Here is a 21,463-nt window from a genome sequence, read left to right on the forward strand (position 1 = left end):
TCGAGGAGGCTCAGCCGGTGCGCCGGCCGCGCAGGGCGTCCACGGTGCGGCTGCGCTGCTCGAGCTCGTGGAGCGCCCAGTGGATGGTGGTGGCCAGGATGCACAGGAGGGTGATGGTGGAGAACATGCCGGTGGTGTCCACCTTGTCGCGCTGGGTGGACAACAGCATTCCCAAACCGTCGCCACCCATAATCATCTCTCCGACGACCGCCCCGGTGATGGACAGGGTGAACCCTGTGCGCAGTCCGGTGTAGATCGCCGGAAGCGTCATGGGCAGCTCCATGTGCACGAGCATGCTCAGCCCGTGCGCGCCGTCGAGCCGGGCAGCATCGATGACGTCCGTGTCCAGGCCCCGCAGCCCCAGAAGCACGGTGATCGTGATGGGGAAGAACACCATGAAGGCGCACAGGATCACCACCGGCAGAGTGCCGTAGCCGATCCACAGGACGAGGAGCGGGGCCAGGGCGATACCGGGAACCGCCTGGCTCGCAGCGACATAGGGCAAGACGGCCCGGGAGAAGAACCGCCAATGGTGCAGTGCCCAGGCCAGTGGCAGCGCGAAGGCGGCGGCCAGCAGACAGCCCAGCAGCGCCTCCTTGAGCGTCACCCCTGCGTAGGAGGCCAGCCCCGCCTGGGTCAGGCCCAGCCACATCCGGTTGATGACGGCCAGCGGACTGGGAAGGAAAATGGCCGGAACAGCGCCTGAGGCCGCGGCGGCCTGCCACGCGACAAGCAGAGTAGCGCCGAGAAGGAACGCCGGCCACGGGCCGCGGCGGCCTGCTGAGCGGACACGAGGCACATGGTGAGCCGGAGCCGTGCGCGACGACTCTGAGGCGGACCCCGACGGCGAGGGCATCGGTGAGGTCGAGGACGTCAACGGCTCCTGGACATCGCAGGATGCCACGGTGGAGGAAGCTTGAGAGCGTGCGGCCTTGCCGATGGGGCTGGGGCTGTACACGACGGTGTCCTCCCGGGTCGTTCCGGGAACGGGCGCTCCCGGATGCACCGGGGTCCGCCTGTACACCGTCGGTCGGCGCACACACGTGCTGGGCGCTCGCTCGGTTCACCATCCAGTGAGCTCACCGTCGTCCGTGAGATCGGGACGTTGCCTCGAGCCGCGGGTCACCCCGCCGAGCGCCACGCGCATCCTCCCCTCCGGACTTTCACCGTCGGTGCCGGGATTCCACCGGCTCAGCCGCCGCACCCATGGCCGCCTCAGGCAGCTGTGGTGCGAGCGGGTCGCGGACTGTGACCGCCGGTTCGGACTTTCACCGACCCCGGAGCACGTTGCTGGCCGCAAGGATACAACGTTGATCGCCACACGGCCACTGCGGTTGTGGCGACCGTCGTTGTGGGCCACCACAGCCGCAGTCGTGGACCGCTCACGGCGCCATGATGATCCACAGCGCCGCGAGCAATGGTGTGGGCCGTCTATGCCCGTGAGGCCGCGACAGCGGCGTCGAACTCCTCGGAGATCTCCTTCGAGGGCTGACTCATCCGAGATACGGCCACGGCCACAGCCAGGTTGCCCACAAATCCGGGCACGATCTCGTAGAGGTCGAAGATGCCGCCCGGGCCACCGGAGACGTTCCCCCAGATCATGACGACGACGGCCCCGGTGATCATTCCGGCGAAGGCACCCATGGCGCTCAAGCGCTTCCAGTACAGGGACAGCAGGATGGTCGGTCCGAAGGAGGCGCCGAAGCCGGCCCAGGCGAAGGCCACGAGGTCGAGGATCGTCTTACTGGGGTTCCAGGCCATGACCGCCGCGACCAGGGCGATGGCGAAGACCGCCATGCGCGAGTAGAGCACCATGCGGTTGCCACTGATCTTCTCCTCTCGGGTGCGGGCGAAGGAGCCGTACAGGTCCTCGATGAGCGCTGAGGAGGTCACGAGCAGCTGAGAGGAGATCGTCGACATGATGGCGGCGAGGATGGCTGCCAGCATGAAACCGGCGACCAACGGGTGGAAGAGCAGCTTGCCCAGCGTGATGAAGACGGTCTCCGGGTCGGCCAGCTGCTTCTTGTCGTGCTGGTAGGTGGCCACGCCCACGATCGCGGTGCCGGCTGCACCGAGCACGGCGAAGAGCATCCAGCCGATTCCGATGGTGCCTCCGGCCACGGCCTCCCGGGGGCTGCGGATGGCCATGAACCGGACGATGATGTGCGGCTGACCGAAGTAGCCCAGGCCCCAGGCCAGTGCCGAGATGACGCCGAGCAGCGTCGTCGTCGGCCCCCAGATGACCCAGTAGTGAGGGTCGACCTCGGCGATGGCCTTGGTCAGGTTGGACAGTCCCCCGAGCCGAATGACACCTGCGACGGGCACCATGACCAGGGCGGTCACCATCATGACTCCCTGCACGAAGTCGGTGTAGGACACGGCCAGGAACCCGCCGATCAGCGTGTAGACCACGGTGATGGCGGCGACGATGACCATGCCGAGGCGATAGTCCATTCCGAAGGAGGACTCGAAGAAACGGCCGCCGGCGACCATGCCGGAGGAGACGTAGAAGGTGAAGTAGACCAGAATGATGAGGCCACTGGACCAGCGCAGCAACCGATGCGTGTCGTGGAGTCGGTTGTCCAGGAAGCTGGGGACGGTGATCGAGTTGTTGGCGACCTCGGTGTAGGCGCGCAGACGCGGGGCCACCAGCAGCCAGTTGGCCAGGGCTCCGACCGTCAGTCCGACGGCGATCCATCCCTCGACCAGTCCACTGACGTACAGGGTTCCCGGCAGTCCCATCAGCAGCCACCCCGACATGTCCGAGGCTCCCGCCGACAGTGCCGCCACCCAGGGATTGAGGTCGCGGTCGGCGAGCATGTAGTCGTCGAAGTTATCCGTTCGCAGATAGGCCCAGCCCCCGATGGCGAGCATGGCCACGAAGTAGACGATCATCGCGATGGCTTGATAGGTAGTGGCAGTCATCTATATGTCCTCACGTCAGTCAGAGGGGAGACATACCGCTGCAGCCGTTGGAGAAGGGACTCCTGGAGTCTCGTGAGTGATCCGTATCGGCGTGCGCGGCATATCGCGGCTCGTCGTTGATGTTCCTGATGGCGCGACCATGAGCGATGGACAAGTACTACGGATGATGTGCAAATCCGTACGTGACATGACATGACGGGCAGCAGTGACCGCTCACTGGATCATGGTCAAGGTTTCCTCACCGGTCCTTCTGTGTGGGCACGACTCAACGCACGTGAAGGACGATGGCCGCGGCGTAGTCACCGTCATGGCTCATGGAAACCGGCCAACACCCTGGGGTTGATACCTCCTCTCCGAGGCTGCGCTCAACAGCGTGGGCAACGGTGCCGCTCAGGCGCAAAGAAGGCCGGCCCCACCGATCGGTGACAACCTCGATCTCACGCCAGTCGACGTCCTCGGCCAGGATAACCGGAGAGGTACTCGTTCCGCGACATTTTGCGCACAGAACGTGTGCCTGGCTCCAGGCCTTGATGAAGGACTCCTTGGCCGCCCACCGCGCTGCCAGGTGCTGGGCCGGGTTGGTTCCCCTCTCCTCCGAACGGTTTCGGGCCTCTCGGCGCTCGCGTGCCGTGAAGGCGCGTTGTGCGAAGACGCTGCCGGGCTGTTCGAGCTGGGCGGAGAAACCCGGAATGTGCACCAGGTCCGTACCCACTGACAGAACAGCGGAACCGGGGGGAGTCTGCGGAGTATCTGGAAGCTGTGGTTCCGCCATCACCGAACTCCGGAAAAGAAAGACTTACAAATCATTGAGGAATTCCCTTTGGCGAGACTGTGTGCACGCACAGGACCGGTTCCACGGAAATGGAACCCATTAGCCGTGAAACCGGTCCTGTGAGCGCTGAGGTGAGGTGATTACTCCCCCGCGTGGTAGACGCCGTCGGAGCCCAAGCGAGCATCGGGGTCGAGCAGCATGGCGGCCTCGACCTCATGCGGGTCGCGCTGCTTGGACTCCTCCCCCAGACGACGGCCCTGGACCTGCTCGAACAGCGGGGCCCGACCGATCATGCCTGCGCGGCGGCGCCTGGTCCCGGCGGCCAGGCGGGCGTTGGCTGAGGCCAGCCAGGCGTCAACCGCCTCCTGGCCCTCGGCCTGCCGCAGGGCGGCCTCGAAGGCACCGGGGTGGACGATCGCGATGAGACCGGAGACGTGTCCGAAGCCCAGCGAGGTCAGCAGACCGGCACGCACCGGGCCGGCACCCGGGACACGCCCGTCCTGGCCACCACGACCGGCCAGACGGATGGGCCTGCGCGGCCACACCCAGAAGGCGTCCTTGGCCAGCGGGGCGTCCACAACGTCCAGGGAGGCGTTACCGGGAGCCACACCGGAGGCGAGGATCTCGGTCAGGCCCGCGACCTGGAAGACGGCGGCGCCGCCTTTGGCGTGACCGGTGATGGTCTTCTGCGAGACCGCCACCAGCGAGTTGCCCTCGGAGCGTCCCAGGGCGCGCGCCAGACGCGTGTGCAGCTCGGACTCGTTGGGGTCGTTGGCGCCGGTGGAGGTGTCGTGCTTGGAGACCAGTGCGATGTCGTCGGCCTCCACACCCAGGGCCGCCAGGGCCTTGGCCAGGCGCGAGCTGCGCCCGCCGCGGCCGGCGCCCAGGGCGCCCAGGCCGGGTGCCGGGATCGAGGTGTGGGCACCGTCGGCGTAGGAGGAGACGAAACCAACCACACCGGACACCGGCAGCCCCATACGGGCCGCCACCGAGCCACGGGCCAGGATCACCGTGCCGCCGCCCTCGGCCTCCACGAATCCGCCGCGACGGCGGTCGTTGGCGCGTGAGAAGTGGCGGTCGGAGATGCCCTTGGCGCGCATGGCCGCGGCCTCCGCGGTGGCGTTCATGTTGCCGAAGCCGACGACCGACTCGATCGAGATGTCGTCGATGGCGCCGGCCACGACGACGTCGGCCTTGCCCAGGGCGATCTTGTCCCAGCCCTCCTCAATGGAGACGGCCGCGGTGGCGCAGGCGCTCACCGGCTGGACCATGGCACCGTAGCCGCCGATGTAGGACTGCATGACGTGGGCGGCCACGACGTTGGGCAGGGCCTCCTGGAGGATGTCGCTGGGACGCTCCTCCCCCAGGAACCGGCCGACGAACATCTTGCGCATCGACTCCATGCCACCGAACCCGGTGCCCTGCGTGGAGGCCACGTCGGAGGGGTGGACGGCCTTGAGGAGCTCGGCCGGGGTGAAGCCGGCCGACAGGAAGGCGTCGACGGCGGTGACCAGGTTCCAGGAGGCGATGGGGTCCATGCCCTGGGTCATCGAGGCGGGGATGCCCCAGCGCTCCGGGTCGAAGTCGCGCGGGAACTGGCCGCCGACCGTGCGCGACAGCGCGGCGCGTCGCGGCACCCGGGCCAGTGAGCCGGCCAGTCGGGTGACGGTCCACTCGCCGGTCTCGGCGTCGGGAACCACGAGCGTGTGCTCGGGGTCGGAGGCCTCGATGGTGCGGGCCGTGGCCTCGTCAGGAACCGACAGGGTGATGTCGCGGTCGAGGTAGACGGTGACCTCCTCGTCGGCGATCGGCGCGATGACGCCGTCGTCGACGAACTCGCGGATACCGCAGCGGGCCACGACCTCGTCGCGGTAGCGCTCCAGGATGTCGGACTCCTCGACCATCTCCCCGTCGGTGTCGTACCAGCCGGCCTTGGGGCTGTCCTGCCAGGTGAGCAGACCCATGCCCCAGGCGAGCTCGAGGACACCGGCGGCGGTCAGGTCGACGTCCTCGCCGCCGCTCATTCCCAACTCGGCCTCGCGGCGCGTACGGCCCGATCCCCAGGTGGAGACCTCTCCGGTGGAGATGATGACGACCAGGTCATCGAGGTCGGCGCTCACCTCGCCCCACTGGGGGGCGGTGGGCTGGGTCGGGACCACGGGGGTGGGCAGGGCCTTGATGACGGCCGGGGCCTCGGTCTCCTTGGCGGGCGCAGCGGCTTGCGCGGCGGCGTTCTCACGCAGGGCCACCAGGTCGATGTCGTCACCCAGTCCCCCCGTGAGGTCGGCGTTCACCGGGGCCTGAGCCGCCTGGGTGCGCACCTCGGTGGTGCACAGGCCGGTGAGTTCGGAGGCGATCTCCTCCGTGGTCCAGGTGCGCACCCCGGCTGCCTCGACAGCGGCGACGAGCGGGTCGTTACCGCCCATGAGGCCGGTGCCCTTGACCCAGCCGATGCGCGGGTGGGCCAGGGTGACGCGCTGGGCCCAGGCCCGCTCCGAGGACCAGCGGTTGACGATCGCGTCCAGGGCGGACTTGACCTCGCCGTAGGCGCCGTCACCGCCGAAGGTGCCCCGGTTCGGGGAGCCGGGCAGGACCACGTGCAGACGGTGGTCGACGTGGGTGTCGGTGCCGATGGCGCTCAGAGCGGCGATGGTGCGCTCCACCGACCACAGCAGCAGGCGGGTCTGGGACTCGGCCGCCGGGCCGGCGTCGGCCAGCGTGCCCGAGACTCGCGGCGCAGCGAAGGGGAACAGGAGGGTGGGAACCAGGGCCTCCTTGACGACCTTGGTGGAGCCGCCGGAGGTGACCACCTGGTCGTTGCCGATCCACTCCGCCAGGGCGTCGACGTCCCGGTAGGAGGACAGGTTCGCGGGAACCATCCACAGCTTGGCGCCGGCCGCGGCGTGCTCGCGGTACAGGGTGGTGGCGAACTCGAGGCGCTCGTGGGTCAGGCGCGAGCTGGTGGCCACCACGGTGGCGCCACCGGCCAGCAGCTCCCCGACAACGGCCGCGGCGATGGAGCCGGGGGCCACACCGGTGACGACGGCGACGTCCTCGGACCAGCGCACCGTGGCGTCACCGGCCTGCGGGGTCTTCGGCGCGGCCTGGGCGATCGCGGTCAGGACGGCGGCGCGCTCGGCGCCGTCGGCCAGGTCGGAGGCCTTGACCTGCTTGGCCCACCAGGTGGCGTGATCGGCCACTGCCTGTCCCAGACCCACGAAGCGCTCGGGGGCCAGGAGCCGGCGGGAGGCGTCCAGGTCGGTCTCGCCGGAGCCAAGGCGGGCGACGTCCTCACGGGCCGTGGCCCAGCGGTCATCGATGAGGACGGCGCGCTCAGGGGCGAAGGCCGGGGTGACGGACTTGACCCATCCGGCGCCGAGCTCGGCGTCCAGGGCGGCCATGGCGGCCCGGGTACGGGAGGCCTCGTCATCGGCATCAGCCGGGACAGTGGCCTTCTCGGCCAGCCCCAGGGCGTCCAGGAGGGTGCGGGCAGTGGTGGCCAGGACGCCCTCGGAGCCGGTGACGCTCTGGGCGAAGGCGTCCAGGGCAGCGGAGTCGACCACTGCGCCCCCGGCACCGCCGGCACTCGGCTTGGCGACGCTCACACCGTGGTCGGCGGCGACGGCCTGGACGGCGGAGTCGATGAGGGTGTCCACGGCACCCGCGCTGGTCAGCGGGGCCGAGGAGCCCAGAGAGGCCAGGTCCTCGCCGCGCATCGAGGCGCCCTCCCGGGTGCCCAGGAACAGTGCGGCGGTCACGTGGGAGACCCACCCCTGCCCCAGGCCCCAGGTGCCGGTGACGCGGTCAGCGATGCGGGAGGCGCGCACGCCGGAGGGGCCCAGGAGCCGGGCCAGCCCCACGCGGATGGCCTCGGTGAGGACCGGACCGAAGGCCTTGTAACCGGGAGCGCCCTTGGCGACCGTGGCGGCCAGGGCCGTCATGTCGGCGTCAGCGGCACCGTCGATGGAGGCGAGCTCGAGCTCGGTACCCAGGTCCATGAGGAGCTGGTTACGACGCGAGGAGACTCCGTTAGTGAGCGTCTCGGTGGTGTCCGTGGCGCCGATCTGCTCGGGACGGATGCGCGAGGCGTGGGCCAGGAGCACCGTCAGGGCATCGGTCGCACCGAAGGGCAGGTCGTCCACCGGTCCGCCGGCGGCTGGAGCCGCCGCAGCCGGTGCGGCCTCGGCCGCGGGGGCGGGAGCCTGCTCGGCTGCAGCGCTCTGCGCAGGAGCCTCGGTCTCAGCAGCCGGTTCCTCGGCAGCCGGAACATCGAAGTCCGGCTCGGTGAGCTCGACGGCCGGGTCGGTGTCGGTGGCCAGCACCCGGGCCTCGTCGCGACGAGCGTTGTGCACGGTGACGTGGCGCCCGGCGTGCTGGGGCAGACGCAGGGTGTTGGTGGCCAGGTTCGCCAGGGTGGGGGAATTGGCCAGGCCCACCTCGACGATGTGCTCGATCCCCAGGCCGCCCTCACTCGGGGAGGACAGCAGGACCTCCTGGGTCTCGATCCAGCGCACCGGAGAGGCGAACTGCCAGGCCAGGAGCTCGACGAGCAGGACTCGGGCCAGCTCCGTGGGGCGCTTCACCCAGGAGTCCCAGTCGGCCAGGATCTCCTCGACGGGCCCGGAGGGCACGACCTCAAGGATCGAACGGGCGAAGTCCTGGGTCAGCGCGAAGGGCCGGGCCACAAGGTTGGGAACGTAGTGGCCCACCAGGCGCGCGACGTCCAGGTCCTCAGGGACGAGCTCAAGCAGGCGGCCACGGAACTCCGGCACGCCGGGGCGCAGCACCTCGGAGTGGAAGGGCACGTCGATGCCGGGGACGAACATGAAGGGGTTCTTGCCCCCGCGGGCCTTGGCCTTGGCGCGGGCGTCGGCGGCCAGGGCGTCCAGGCCCTTGATCGTGCCGGCCACGGCGTACTGCACGCCGGCCAGGTTGTGGTTGACGATCTGGAGGAACTCGCCGGTCGCCTCGGAGATCGAGCGCACGTAGGCCTCGACCTCGTCGGCCTTGATGCCCGCCTGGTTGGGGCGCAGGGCCCCCATGCGGTAGTTCGAGGCGCCGTCGGCGTCACGGGGCACCAGCGAGTGCATGGTGGAGCCGCGCTGGAAGACGATCGAGATGGTCGTCTCCACGGGCATGACGCGCCCGTAGGCGCTCAGCGCCGTGTACTCGCCCAGGGAGTGGCCGGCGAAGGCGGCGCTGTCCACCAGGGCACCGGCCTCGGCCAGGCGCGCAGTGGTCGCCATGGCGACGGTTGCCAGGGCCACCTGGGTGAACTGGGTGAGGTTGAGCAGGCCCTCGGGGTGGCGGTAGGTGACGCCGCGGGCGGTCATCTCGGTGGGGTTGTCGCGCACCAGGTTGATGACGGAGAAGCCCAGCTCGGCGCGGGTGTGGGCGTCGGCCCGCTCCCAGATCTCCCGGGCGGCCTTGGAGGAGTTCATCTCGTCCAGGCCCATGCCGGGGGCCTGGATGCCCTGGCCGGGATAGACGTAGGCGGTGGGTTCGGGCGTCGTCACGGCGGTACCGCGGGAGACGACCTCGCCGTTGATGCGGCAGACGACCTCCAGGACGTAGCCGCCGCCGACCACCAGTCCGGTGCGCTCCACGGTGATCTCGACGTCGTCGCTCAGCTCGACCGGACCGGTCATGACGTAGGTCCAGCCGGCCAGGACGTGGCGCGAGCCGTCGGCCGCGGTGGAGGCCGCCACCTGCTGGGCAGTGGCCGACAGCCACATGCCGTGGACGAGCGGGGCCTCCATACCGGCCACGTGGGCGGCGTTGTAGGAGGTGTGGATCGGGTTGAAGTCACCGGTGACCCGGGCGAACGCGGTCATGTCCGCGGGCGCGGTGACGGTGGTGCGGCGCAGGATGCGGCGTGCGGCCGGGGCCGTCTCGCGTCCGGTGCCGCCGGCGAGCTCGGGGGCGCTGGGCACGGCGTTGCCGGAGGCGCGGCCGCGGATGGCGAAGCGCTCACGCATGAGTGCCACCACGGTGCCGTCGGTGGCGTCGGTCAGCTCCAGGCGCACGTCGACGACGCGGCCGGCGCTGGACTCCTCCAGTGCGGCGACCCAGCCGGTGACGTTGATCGTGGGGCTGGTCGTGGCCGCGGCCTCCTGGAGCTGGTGGAGGGTGAGGTGCAGGTCGATGGTGTGGTCCAGGTGGACGGCACCGAGCAGGCCCTCGATGAGCGGCATGCCGTCCTCGACGACGCTGCCCAGGGCGGCGTAGACCACCGGCCAGCAGGGGCCGAGCAGGGCGTCGGGCACGAAGGGCGCGGCGGACAGGTCCGACGGCAGGGCGTCGGCGGTCACCGAGGCGTGGTCGTGGCCCAGGGTGCTCGCCAGCGTGAAGGAGCCGTGGATGGTGCCGAAGGGCTGGGTCGTGGGGCGTCCCAGGACGTCCGTGGCCCCGGCCTGCGCGGGGCGGACCTCGGGCAGGTGGTCGACATGGTCGCCCGTGATGGACACGGCCCCCACGCCGGCGGTGGCCCGCAGCAGGTCGTTCATCGTCTCGCTGATGCGCTCGGGGTCGACCAGCGGAGCGGCACCGTCCCAGGCGCGGGCCAGGCGCAGCGGCACGACGAGGCGGCGCACGGCGTGGATCTCATCTCCGCCGGGAGTGCCGTCCCAGTGGGTGTCGAGGCGGATGTCGAGGTCGTAGGCGTCCTCGGCCACGTCCGGGCGGGCGACGACGTTGTAGGCGTCGTCGTCCAGGACGATGGCCGGGTTGACCGTCAGGTGGCCGTTCCACAGGACGTGGGGGGCCACCTGGACGAGCTCCTTGGCGTCGGCCACGGGAGCTGCCAGGACGCCGTCGGCCACGGCGGGGGCGGCGCCCAGGCGGCCGGCGGCCTCCTGCTCGCCCGTGCCGGCCTCCTGGAGGGCCTCGACGGCGGCGGTCTCGAAGCGGCCCAGCAGCTCGCCGACCGGCTCATTGATGGTGGTGATGCCGGCAACGGCGACCGGACCGGGGATGATGCGCACCTGGTCAGCGGTGTAGCGCGGGTCCTGGGACTGCCACAGGGAGTCGGTGCCCCACCAGCGCAGGATGTCGGCGTCGACCACGGGCACGAAGGGCACGGGCTTGGGGTGCTTGCGGCACAGGTCGACGAACCAGGCGGCGTCGACGGGCTCCACCAGGGTGGAGGCGGCCGACGGGTAGTGCTCGGCCAGTGCGGCCAGGGCGGCGTCGGAGTCGATGACGGCGTCGTAGTCGGCGAAGAGCGTGGGGATCTCGCCGTGGTCGGCCCGGCTCAGGCGGGCCTCGATGCGGTGCAGCAGGTCGATGAAGCGGTCGTACCAGCCCTCGTCGGCCCAGTCGGCGCGGGTGGCGCTGCGCCCCTCGTGGGGGGCGACGCACAGCTCGGCGTAGCGGGTGGCCCACTGAAGGTAGGTCATCTCCTCCACGTCGCCGAAGTAGGGCTTGGCGGTCTTGGCCAGGGCGTCGATCATCTCCTGGCGGCGTGCGGCCATGGCGGCCTCGTCACCGGCGAGCTCCTGGATGAGGCGGGAGGCCCGGGCCGAGGAGTTGTCGATCTCGTAGAGGTCGGCGCGCAGGTGGGACAGTCCGGAGGTCATACCGCCGATGGACTCCCCGGAGGCGACCCAGCCGCCCTCGACCCCGGAGTCCTCGGGGATTCCAGGGGTGTCGACGAGGAGCTGCTTGACGTCGTCGTTGGTCTTGGCCTCCAGGCAGGTCATGGCGGCGGTGCCGATCATGACGCCGTCGACGGGGGCGGCAGCCGTGCCGTAGGCCTCGGCCCAGCGGCCGGTGAGGTAGTCGGCGGCGCGGGTGGGCGTACCGATGCCGCCGCCGACGACGAGCACCACGTTGGTCACGGCGCGGATGGCGTCGTAGGTGGCCAGGAGCATGGTGTCCAGGTCCTCCCACGAGTGGTGGCCACCGGCGTGCCCGTCCTCGATCTGGATGATGACGGGGCTGTCGGGCACGGCACGGGCGATGGCCAGGACCTGACGGATCTGGTCCACGGTGCCGGGCTTGAAGGCGATGTAGGGGAAGCCCTCGGCGTGGAGGCGCTCAAGCAGGGCGGTGGCCTCCTCGAGCTCGGGGATCCCGGCGGAGATGGTGATGCCGTCGATCGGGGCGCCCCCGGCGCGGGCCTTGGACAGCAGGCGCTGGGTCCCCAGGTGCAGGTTCCACAGGTAGCGGTCCATGAACATGGCGTTGAAGGCCGCGGTGCGCCCGGGCTCGAGGGCCTTCTCCAGGCCCTGGAGGTTCTCGGTCAGGACGGCGGGAGTGGTCTGGCCCCCACCGGCGAGCTCGGCCCAGTAACCGGCGTTGGCGGCGGCCGCCACGATGGCGGGATCCACGGTGGTGGGGGTCATTCCCGCCAGCAGCACCGCACTGCGCCCGGTCAGGCGGGTGAAGGCGGTGTCAAGGGTGAGGCGGCCGTCGGGCAGGCGAGTGATGCGCGGGGCGAAGCGGGAGCGGTCGACGCCGGGCCGGGGGGCCGCGCCGGCCCGGTCGAGGTCGTCAATGGCCTTGGCGGTCCCGGCGGGCACGACGGTGGTGCCGGTGCCGGCCACGACGCCCTCGGTGAGACGGACCAGGACGTTGCCCGGCCCCAGGTCCAGGACGGTGCGCACCGGGGCGTCCGATCCGGCTGCAAGGGCCCCGGTGACCAGACCGGGCCAGTCGACCGGGTCGATGAGCACAGCGGTGGCCAGGTCGCGGGCGAGCTTCTCGTTCAGGCCGCAGGCGGCCGCCCAGGCGGCGACGTCGTCGACCGCGCCGGCGAGCAGCGGGGTGTGGAAGGGCACCGAGGTGGTGAGGAACTCGGTGACCGGGGCCAGGACGGCGCCGCCGCGGCGGCGGTCCTTGCGGGCCTTGGCGCTGCGGGCGGCGGCCGCCTCCAGCGCGGTGACAACGGCCTCGAGGTCAGCCGGGCGCCCCGAGAGGATGTGCGCCTGACGGCCGTTGGTCACGCCCACGGAGATCCGCTCCGAGCCGGGGACCCGGGACAGGACGGCGTCGAGCACGCTGCGGGTGACGCCGCGCACCGAGAGCATCGGGGTGGACTCCCCCACCGTGCCCAGGTCGAGACGGCGGGTGGTGCGGGTGGCCGCCGCGCCGATGAGGCGGGCGATGGCGTGAACCTCAATGACGCGCTCGCGCTCGCCGGCCTGCACGGCCTGGAGCAGGCTGACGCCCAGGACGCCCTGGGAGTGGCCGATGGCGCTCACCGGGGCGTGGGAGGCCGGGTCGATGCCGGCGCCGGGCAGGGAGGCCAGGGCGGCGTGCTGGGCCATGAGGATGCCGGGCACGGAGACGTCGGCGCCGTCGGCGGTGGTGCGGTGCTGAGGGGCGACCGGGGCCGCCTCGTCGTCCAGGAGCCTCGAGCCGCGCGGGGTCACGGTGAGCAGGTCGGTGGACACGGGGGCCAGGCGCTCGGCCACGGCCTGGTCGACCGCCACGACGTCAGCGGCCAGGGCGTGGTCCAGGGAGACCAGGTCGGCCAGCGTCTGGCGCCAGGGGGTGGCCTGGCCGCCGAAGGTGATGATGTAGGGCTCGCCTCCGCTCAGGCGCTCAGCGATGGTGGTCGCGGGGCTGGGGGCTTGCGAGTTCGTGTGCACGGTAGTGGTGTCCTTCGGTGTTGCGACGGCGTGGTCGGTGGTCTCGGAACGGTTACCTGAACTGGGGTCGGGTGAAGAGGGGGAATACGGCGGAGGCGGAGGCGAGTGGGTCTCGGAGCCGGGGTCAGAGGGGGATGTTGTCATGCTTCTTGGGGGACTCGGGGCGGGCGTCGTTCTTGGCGCGCAGCGCGGCCAGTGAGTCGACGATGACGTTGCGGGTGTCCTCAGGGGCGATGACGGCGTCGATCTCACCGATGGCCACGGCCTTGTCCGGGTTGATGACGGCATCGGTGTACTCGGCCACGAGCCGCTCGTGCTCGGCGGTGGCGGCATCCTCCCCCTGCTCGTCACGGACCTTGGCCAGGTCGCGGCGGTGGATGATGCCGACGGCGCCGGCGGCGCCCAGGACGGCGATCTCGGCTCCCGGCCAGCAGAAGTTGAGGTCGGCGCCGATGGCCTTGGAGCCCATGACGATGTAGGCGCCGCCATAGGCCTTGCGCAAAACGATCGTCACCAGCGGCACAGTGGCGGTGGCGTAGGCGTTGATGACCTTGGCTCCGCGGCGGATGATGCCGGCGTGCTCCTGCTCGGCTCCGGGACGGTAGCCGGGGACGTCGACGAAGGTGACCACCGGCAGCCCGAAGGCGTCGCAGAAGCGCACGAAGCGGGCGAGCTTCTCGGAGGCGTCGACGTCCAGGGTGCCGGCGTCCACCAGCGGCTGGTTGGCGACGATCCCCACCGGGTGGCCCTCGAAGCATGCGAAGCCGACCACGACGTTGGGGGCGAATTCCTCCTGGACCTGGACGAGCTCGCCGTGGTCGACGACGGCCGAGACCACCTCGACGACGTCGTAGGCCTGCCGGGTGGAGGCCGGGACGATCTCGCCGACACTGCGGGCGGCCTCAGCGTCGGCCTGGGCGTCAGCGTCGTCGTAGGCGTACAGGGGGGCGCTGACCTCGGATGAGGAGGGCAGGTAGGCCAGGAAGGTGCGGACCTGCCCCAACGCGTCCTCCTCGTCGTCGGCCACGTAGTGGACGACGCCGGAGACGGAACCGTGGATCTGTGCACCGCCGAGGTCCTCGGCGCTGATCTGCTCACCGGTTGTGGCGCGTACGACGTCGGGGCCGGTGACGAACATGTGCGAGGCCTGGCGGGTGGCGATGACGAAGTCGGTCAGGGCCGGGCTGTAGACGGCGCCGCCGGCGCAGGGTCCCAGGATGACGCTGATCTGCGGGACCAGTCCGGAGGCGGCGCAGGTGCGGTTGAAGATACGCCCGTACTGGCGCAGAGCTCCCACGCCCTCCTGGATCTTGGCGCCGCCGGAGTCGATGAGTCCGATGACGGGGATGCGTAGGCGCAGGGCGTCGTCCAGGAGGCGGACGATCTTGTCCCCCTCGATGGTGCCCAGGGCGCCGCCGGAGACGGAGAAGTCCTGGGAGTAGACGGCCACCTGGCGGCCGTCGATCTGGCCGAAGCCGGTGACGACGCCCGAGGGGCGGGCCTTGTCGCCGGCACCTGAACCGGAGTAGCGGCCGATCTCCAGGAAGGTGGAGTCGTCGAGCAGGTCGTTGATGCGCTCGCGGGCGGTGCGCTTGCCCTTGGCGTGCTGACGGGCGGCGGCGTGCTCCTCGGCCTCCCGGTCAATGCGGGCGATGCGCTGGCGGAAGGCGGTGGTGGCCTCCGAGTCGGCCATAGTGGTTCCCTGGGCCGGTGTCTCGGCAGATGCGCCGGGGCCGGTGATGGGGGCGGTGGTCACGGTTCAGGCCTCCTCGGAGTCGTTCTCGGGGGTGCTCATGCGCACCAGGACATCGCCGGCCGAGACGGTGCGTCCGGCGCTGACGGGGATCTCCGAGATGGTGCCGTCGCTGGGTGCGTGGACGTAGTTCTCCATCTTCATGGACTCCAGGACCACGAGCAGATCGCCCTGGCAGACCGGCTGGCCCGGCTCCACGCAGATCCGGGTGACGATGGCCTGCATGGGGGCGGCGATGACACCGGGCTCACCGCCGGCGGTCCCGGTCTCACCAGGGGCTGCGCCTCGAGGTGAGCGGGTCGCGCCCGAACGGCCGCGCAGCGGCTGGGCCCGGTTGCTGCGGGGGCTGAAGCCTCGCGCCGGGTTGGAGGGGGCGAGGATCCCATCGGGCAGGGTCAGCTGCATGCGGCGGCCGTTGAGCTCGATGATGTAGCTGGAGCGGGTACGCGGGTTGGCGACCGTCTCCGCCGAGCCGTCGGCCTGTGACGTCGCCGCGGCGTCGGCGAGATCGGGCAGCACCTCGTTCTCGATCCACCGCGTGGTCACAGCCAGCCGCCCGGTCTCGTCAGGGGCGGTGAACTCGGGGCGGGTCAGGACCTCGGAGTGCAGGGCAGTGCACACGGTGACGCCCTCGACCACCGTCTCCCGCAAGGCTCGCCGGGCTCGGGCGATGGCCTGCTCCCGGCTGGCACCGGTGATGATGATCTTGGCGAGCATCGGATCGAACAAGGGGGTGACGACGTCGCCCTCAGTGACTCCGGACTCGATGCGGATACCGGGACCGGCCGGCCAGCGCAGGCGGGTGATGGTACCGGTGGAGGGGGCCAGACCTCGGGCGGGATCCTCACAGGTGATGCGCAGCTCGAGGCTGTGACCGCGGGGCTCGTTGACCTGTCCGAGGTGACCGCCCTCGGCGATGCGCAGCTGGATTTCGACCAGATCGGTGCCGGCGACCTCCTCGGTGACGCAGTGCTCCACCTGCAGACGGGGGTTGACCTCCAGGAACCAGATATCGCCCTCGGGGGTCAGGAGGAACTCGCAGGTGGCCACGCCGACGTAGTCGACCGTCTCCAGGAGGCGACGGGAGGCCTCGACCAGACGCCCGTGGACGCCCTCGGGCAGGAAGGGTGCGGGAGCCTCCTCGAGGAGCTTCTGGTTGCGTCGCTGCAGGGAGCAGTCGCGGGTGGAGACCACGGCGAAACCGCCGTGGCTGTCGCGGGCGCACTGGGTCTCGACATGACGTGCGGCCGTGACGAACCGCTCCAGGATGAGGGTTCCGCCGCCCTGCGCCGCGGACTCGAAGGCCGGGGTGGTCCGGACCTCGTCGTCATTGTGCAGGACGGTGATGCCGCGTCCGCCGCCACCGTCGGTGCGCTTCAGGGCGACCGGGTAGCCATGGGCGGCGGCGAAGGCGATGACGGTCTCGGCGTCGGTGACCGAGTCGGTGATGCCCGGCACCGGGGCGACCTGGGCCCGCTCGGCAGAGGCTCGGGCGCTCATCTTGTCTCCGAGGGCGTCCATGGCCTCGGGTGAGGGCCCGACCCAGGTGATCCCCGCCTCGATGATGGAGCGGGCGAAGTCTGCGTCCTCGGACAGGAACCCGTATCCGGGGTGGATGGCGTCCGCGCCGGTGGCGCGGGCCAGCTCGAGCAGCGCCGCCGCGTCGGTGTAGGACGATCCCTCGGGCAGTGCGTAGGCCTCATCGGCGAGCTCTGCGGCGGGGCTCATGAGGTCCTCGGGCGTGTACGGAAGGATCGACGTCGCCCCGAGGTCGCGGGCGGTTCGCACGATACGCAGTGCGATCTCACCACGGTTGGCGATGAGGATACGGGAGAGGGTCACCAAGAGTCTCCTTACCTGGACGCTGCCGGGCTGGCGGCGGGCCCTCCTTGGGCCGGCGGGGTGGATCCGTGCCTTCCCTACAATCGTCGAGGGGCGGGTCCACTGGACTATGACGTTACGTGGTCAGGGCACCACATTCCATTTGTGGAAACCTCACAAAGACTGAGAGTTGCGTTGGTGTAACAATCGAGACCCCAGTAATGGGGCGGCATAACGGGGGCCTGACAAAGACGGCTCCCGCCCCTCGAAGGCCTTTGAGGTTTCCCACAAGCCCGATGGGGTGGTGTGGCCCAGCGCATCGGCTGTCACACCTGCATCACGAACACCTCCTCCAACAGGGCGTCGATGCCGGTCGCGGGCAGCGCCCCGCGGCGTCATCAGTGTCAGCCGCGAGCGTCATGGCGGTGCGAGGAGGCCGCCTCGCGCAGCTCGCAGATGGCGGCCAGGGCGTCGTCGGCCCGGTAGACGGCCGACCCGGCGACGAAGACGTCCGCCCCGGCCTCGGCCGCGCGCTCAATCGTCTGGGCGGTGATGCCGCCATCGACCTGTACTCGCAGGTCGAGCCCCATGGCACCGACCAGCTCGCGCGCCCGGCCGATCTTGGGCAGCATCGACTCGATGAAGGACTGGCCCCCGAAGCCCGGCTCCACGGTCATGAGCAGGAGGAGGTCGAACTCCCCCAGGACATCGGCGACGGCCTCCAGGGGGGTGGCGGGCCTCAGGGCGATGCCCGCGCCGGCGCCGAGCCGGTGGAGCTCGCGCGCCAGACGCACCGGCGCCGTCGTGGCCTCGGCGTGGGGGGTGACAATCTGGCAGCCGACCTCGGCGTAGGCCGGCGCCCAGCGGTCGGCGTCGCGGATCATGAGGTGGGCGTCCACGGGCAGCGAGGAATGGGCGAGCACCGCCTCGACCACCGGCAGCCCCCATGACAGGTTGGGCACGAAGTGGTTGTCCATGACATCGACGTGGAGCCCGTCGGCGCCCGGGGCGCCGACGTCGCCCGTGACCCGGTCGAGCTCGTCGGCCAGGTGGGCAATGTCGCAGTTGAGGATCGAGGGGTGGATGGCCGTCATCGGGATGCTCCTCATGATGCGCTGGTGTGGTTGGTCAGTCAGCTGGTGCGGCGCAGCAGGGCGCAGAACATGGCGTCGGTGCCGTCGAGGTGGGGCCAGAGCTGAAGCGCCTCCCGGTCGGATCCGGCCAGCGGATGAGGGGCCAGGCGGGTGGCGACGTCCCCGGCGTGCAGGGGCTCGGTGCGCAGGCCCTCGCGCTCCAGCAGCCGCGTCACGTCGCGCACCACGAGGGTCGTCTCCAGAGCGTGCGGGGAACAGGTCACGTAGGTCACCACTCCCCCGCGTCGCACGGCGCGCAGGGCACTGGCCAGCAGCTCGCGCTGAAGCTCGGCCAGAACGGTGACGTCCCCTGGCTGTCGGCGCCAGCGGGCCTCGGGGCGGCGGCGCAGCGACCCCAGCCCCGTGCAGGGAGCGTCAACCAGGACCCGGTCGTAGGCGCCGGGCTCATCGCGCCCAAGGTCACGTCCATCACCGCAACGCACCCGGGCGACGTCCGGCGCGATGGCTCGCAGGGCCGAGCGCACCAGGTCGGCCCGATGGGGGCTGACCTCATTGGCCAGCAGCTGGGCGCCCGTCTGCGCGGCCCTCGCGGCGAGAAGCGCGGCCTTGCCACCGGGCCCGGCGCACAGGTCGAGCCAGCGCGCGTCGCGGCCCTCCACAGGGGCGTGCGCCGCAACGAGTGCCACCAGCTGGCTGCCCTCGTCCTCGACCCCGGCCCGGCAGTCGCGGATCGCCTCGATCCGGCCCGGATCTCCCCCAACCATGACGACGGCGAGGGGACTGATCCTGCCGGGGCGCGGCTCGACGTCGTGGGCTCGGTCGGCCTTGCGGGCGGCCTTGGCCAGCGCCTCCGGGGCGATGAGGCCGGGTCTGGCGCACAGGGCCACTTCGGGGTCGGCGTTGTCCGCGGCCAGGAGCGCCTCGAGCTCCTCGCCGCTGCGGCCGTGGGTGACCAGGGCCTGGCGCAGCGCCTTGACGATCCACTCCGGGTGCGACTGGGTGCGGGCCAGGGCGGCCGTCTTATCGGGCGCGTCCCGGCGCAGCTCATCCATCCAGGAGTCCAGGTCCCGTCCGCTGAGGCGACGCATGACGGCGTTGACGAAGGTGGCCGCGCCGCGCCCGCAGGAGGTGGTGGCCAGGTCCACGGTGGTGCTCACGGCGGCGTGCTGGGCCACCCTCATAGCCATGAGCTGGTGGGCCCCCAAGCGCAGGACGTCGATCACGGCTGGATCGATGCGCTCCAGGGGACGGTCCGTGCAGGCGGCGATCATCGCGTCGTAGCGACCCAGCAGCCGCAGGGTCCCGTAGGTCAGAGCAGTGGCGAAGCCGGCGTCACGCCGATCCAGGTCAGCGGTCTCCAGCAGCTCGGGCAGAAGGAGGTTGGCGAAGGCGTCATCGCGGCGAACGCGGGTGAGCACCTCCAGGGCCACCTCACGCGCCGAGCCAGATCGGCCCCTCGCCGGGCGCGCCGGTGCACCCGCCTGCGGGCCGTCCTGTTTGAAGGAGCGCCGGCCCTGGGCTTGGCGACCCTGGTGAGGACCGCCGCGCTCAGTTCGCCTGCCGCGTTGCTCCCGGCGTCTGCCAGGAGCGCCACCCCGCCCGTGGCCTGCACCTCGCCGGTTCTCGTCGTGGCCGCCCGACGCGCCCCGGCGTGTCGATCGCTCCCCCATCAGCTCATCGCCTCACCGTCGTCGTTCGTCACGCACGAGGTCCCCAGGACGGCCCCCACCTCCGGACGCGCTCCCCTGGCCCAGGCGTCGGCAGGCATCCAGCTGCGCCCGGCGGGCGCGACCTGCCCCAGACGGACGGCACAGCCCCCGGTTCCCACGAGGACCTCGCGCTTGGTGGCGCGCAGCTGGCCGGGCAACAGATCGGTGACCTCCGGGACCGGGGTGACCGGGCCCAGACGGAACCGGGACCCCTGGTAAGTGGTGTGGGCACCCGGCGCCGGAGTGACGCCCCGGATCCGACGGTCAATGGCAAGCGCCGGATCCTCCCAGCGGATCAGACCGTCGGCCGAGGAGAGCACGGGGGCCAACGTGGCCAGCGCGTCCTCCTGCGGCTCCGGACGCACGCTGCCGTCCTCAACCCGGCGCAGCACATCGAGGACCAGGGGCGCCCCGGCCTGCGCCAGCCGCTCGAGCAGATCCCCGCTGGTGTCCCGACCGCTGATGGCCTCCGTGAGTCGGCCATAGACGGGGCCGGTGTCGAGACCCTCCTCGAGGCGGAACACGCAGGCCCCGGTGACCTCCTCACCGGCGATGACCGCCCGCTGGACCGGGGCGGCTCCGCGCCACGCGGGCAGCAGAGAGAAGTGCAGATTCAGCCAGCCGTGCTCTGGTACCTCCAGCAGATCGGCCGGGACCAGGCGACCGTAGGCGACCACGACGGCGACGTCGACCTTCAGAGCACCGACCCACGCGTGCACGTCGTCGGCCTGCTCCCCCTTGAGGGTGGCCGGAGTGCGTACATCGAGCCCCGCGTCACGAGCCACGGCCGCCACCGGCGAGGGGTGCAGCGTCCGGCCGCGCCCTTTGCGAGCGTCAGCACGGGTGAGGACCCCGACGACGTCGTGCTCACTGGCGATGAGGGCCTCCAGGGTGGGCAGGGCCGCCTCGGGGGTTCCGGCGAAAAGCACACGCATGCGGCTGAGTCTAAGGGTCGACGTCACCCAGTGCGGGGTTCAATGCCGGTCCGGCGTGGGGAGCAGGCCCAGTGCGATGAGCTCGGAGCGCAGCCGTCCCACACCGGTGAAGTGGTGGGTGCGCATTCCCAGGTGGCCAGCCGCCTCGATGTTGACCGCCGAGTCATCGATGAACAGGGTGCGGGAGGCCTGTAGACGGTAACGACTCAGAAGAAGGTCGAAGATGGCGGCATCCGGTTTGGCTAGGTGCTCGCGCCCGGAGACCACGATGCCCGCGAAGCGTTCGAGCTGGGGAACCAGGAGCCTGGCCCGCTCGAAGGGCGCGGCGTCGAAGTTGGTCAGCCCGTACAGCGCCACGCCCCTCCCAAGGAGATCCTCGAGCAGAGCGGCCATGCCGGGAACGGGACCCGTCAGCGATTCGGCGAAGCGCTGCCGGTACAAGGAGAGGATCTCCGCCCAGTCGGGGCGGCCGGGGTGGGCCCGGGTGTAGTCGGCGAGCACCTGTTCGAAGGGCTCTCCCCGGTCGAGTCGTTCATTCCAGGTCAGGAACCCTCCGTCGACCACGAACTCCTCCCAGTCGTCGGCTGAGACGTATCCGGCGACAGCCGCCATGGGCTCCCACGCGTACAGGACGTTGCCGTAGTCGAGGACGACGGCACTGACGGCGTCTGCGGGGCTGGAGGTCGTGGCGAAGGGGGACGGTGCGTTCACGTCCGCCATCCTCCCACTCCGGCGCCTCGGGACTCGGGTGGCTCCATCCGGGACGGATCGCCCTTGACGTTTGTGAGTCACCTACTGACGCGGGTCCGCCGCATCGACGGTCCAGGAGCGCTCCACAGCAGTGCCCGAAGCGGCAAAGCG

General features: G+C 70.9%; 10 protein-coding genes and 1 riboswitch. All 10 genes read right to left on the reverse strand.

Going from position 1 to position 21,463, the window contains the following annotated elements; genetic code table 11:
- Positions 1-10: 10 nt before the first annotated feature.
- Positions 11-856, reverse strand: a complete 846-nt coding sequence (locus JJJ14_RS06485; protein ID WP_330831703.1) for an ABC transporter permease — start codon at positions 854-856, stop codon at positions 11-13.
- Between the two features lie 283 nt (positions 857-1,139).
- Positions 1,140-1,290: riboswitch (FMN riboswitch) on the reverse strand.
- Between the two features lie 141 nt (positions 1,291-1,431).
- The gene (gene putP, locus JJJ14_RS06490; protein WP_201445019.1) at positions 1,432-2,925 is read right to left on the reverse strand and encodes a sodium/proline symporter PutP; all 1,494 of its coding nucleotides are present in this window, start codon (positions 2,923-2,925) and stop codon (positions 1,432-1,434) included.
- A 265-nt stretch (positions 2,926-3,190) separates the two neighbouring features.
- Positions 3,191-3,697 (reverse strand): holo-ACP synthase AcpS, encoded by a 507-nt coding sequence (acpS, locus tag JJJ14_RS06495; RefSeq protein ID WP_101558170.1) that lies wholly within the window; start codon positions 3,695-3,697, stop codon positions 3,191-3,193.
- 140 nt (positions 3,698-3,837) lie between these two features.
- Positions 3,838-13,290 (reverse strand): type I polyketide synthase, encoded by a 9,453-nt coding sequence (locus JJJ14_RS06500; protein ID WP_201445020.1) that lies wholly within the window; start codon positions 13,288-13,290, stop codon positions 3,838-3,840.
- A gap of 124 nt (positions 13,291-13,414) precedes the next feature.
- Positions 13,415-14,983 (reverse strand): acyl-CoA carboxylase subunit beta, encoded by a 1,569-nt coding sequence (locus JJJ14_RS06505; RefSeq protein WP_236592943.1) that lies wholly within the window; start codon positions 14,981-14,983, stop codon positions 13,415-13,417.
- Between the two features lie 66 nt (positions 14,984-15,049).
- Complete coding sequence (locus JJJ14_RS06510; RefSeq protein WP_201443635.1) at positions 15,050-16,885, reverse strand: ATP-binding protein; 1,836 nt, start codon at positions 16,883-16,885, stop codon at positions 15,050-15,052.
- A gap of 383 nt (positions 16,886-17,268) precedes the next feature.
- Complete coding sequence (gene rpe / locus JJJ14_RS06515; RefSeq protein WP_201443636.1) at positions 17,269-17,958, reverse strand: ribulose-phosphate 3-epimerase; 690 nt, start codon at positions 17,956-17,958, stop codon at positions 17,269-17,271.
- A gap of 38 nt (positions 17,959-17,996) precedes the next feature.
- Positions 17,997-19,388 (reverse strand): RsmB/NOP family class I SAM-dependent RNA methyltransferase, encoded by a 1,392-nt coding sequence (locus JJJ14_RS06520; RefSeq protein WP_201443637.1) that lies wholly within the window; start codon positions 19,386-19,388, stop codon positions 17,997-17,999.
- A gap of 239 nt (positions 19,389-19,627) precedes the next feature.
- On the reverse strand, positions 19,628-20,602 hold the full coding sequence (gene fmt, locus JJJ14_RS06525; protein ID WP_101558166.1) for a methionyl-tRNA formyltransferase: 975 nt from the start codon (positions 20,600-20,602) through the stop codon (positions 19,628-19,630).
- A gap of 39 nt (positions 20,603-20,641) precedes the next feature.
- Positions 20,642-21,322: an HAD family hydrolase gene (locus JJJ14_RS06530; RefSeq protein ID WP_442859437.1), complete on the reverse strand. Its 681-nt coding sequence runs from the start codon at positions 21,320-21,322 to the stop codon at positions 20,642-20,644.
- Positions 21,323-21,463: the final 141 nt, after the last annotated feature.

The organism is Actinomyces sp. HMT 175 (assembly GCF_016694895.1).
GTDB classification, from domain to species: Bacteria; Actinomycetota; Actinomycetes; order Actinomycetales; family Actinomycetaceae; genus Actinomyces; species Actinomyces oris.

Coding starts and splice junctions, on each gene's coding strand:
- JJJ14_RS06485 (WP_330831703.1), bottom strand. CDS start 856: ATGCCCTCGCCGTCGGGGTCCGCCTCAGAGTCGTCGCGCACGGCTCCG.
- putP (WP_201445019.1), bottom strand. CDS start 2,925: ATGACTGCCACTACCTATCAAGCCATCGCGATGATCGTCTACTTCGTG.
- acpS (WP_101558170.1), bottom strand. CDS start 3,697: ATGGCGGAACCACAGCTTCCAGATACTCCGCAGACTCCCCCCGGTTCC.
- JJJ14_RS06505 (WP_236592943.1), bottom strand. CDS start 14,983: ATGGCCGACTCGGAGGCCACCACCGCCTTCCGCCAGCGCATCGCCCGC.
- rpe (WP_201443636.1), bottom strand. CDS start 17,958: ATGACGGCCATCCACCCCTCGATCCTCAACTGCGACATTGCCCACCTG.
- fmt (WP_101558166.1), bottom strand. CDS start 20,602: ATGCGTGTGCTTTTCGCCGGAACCCCCGAGGCGGCCCTGCCCACCCTG.
- JJJ14_RS06530 (WP_442859437.1), bottom strand. CDS start 21,322: ATGGCGGACGTGAACGCACCGTCCCCCTTCGCCACGACCTCCAGCCCC.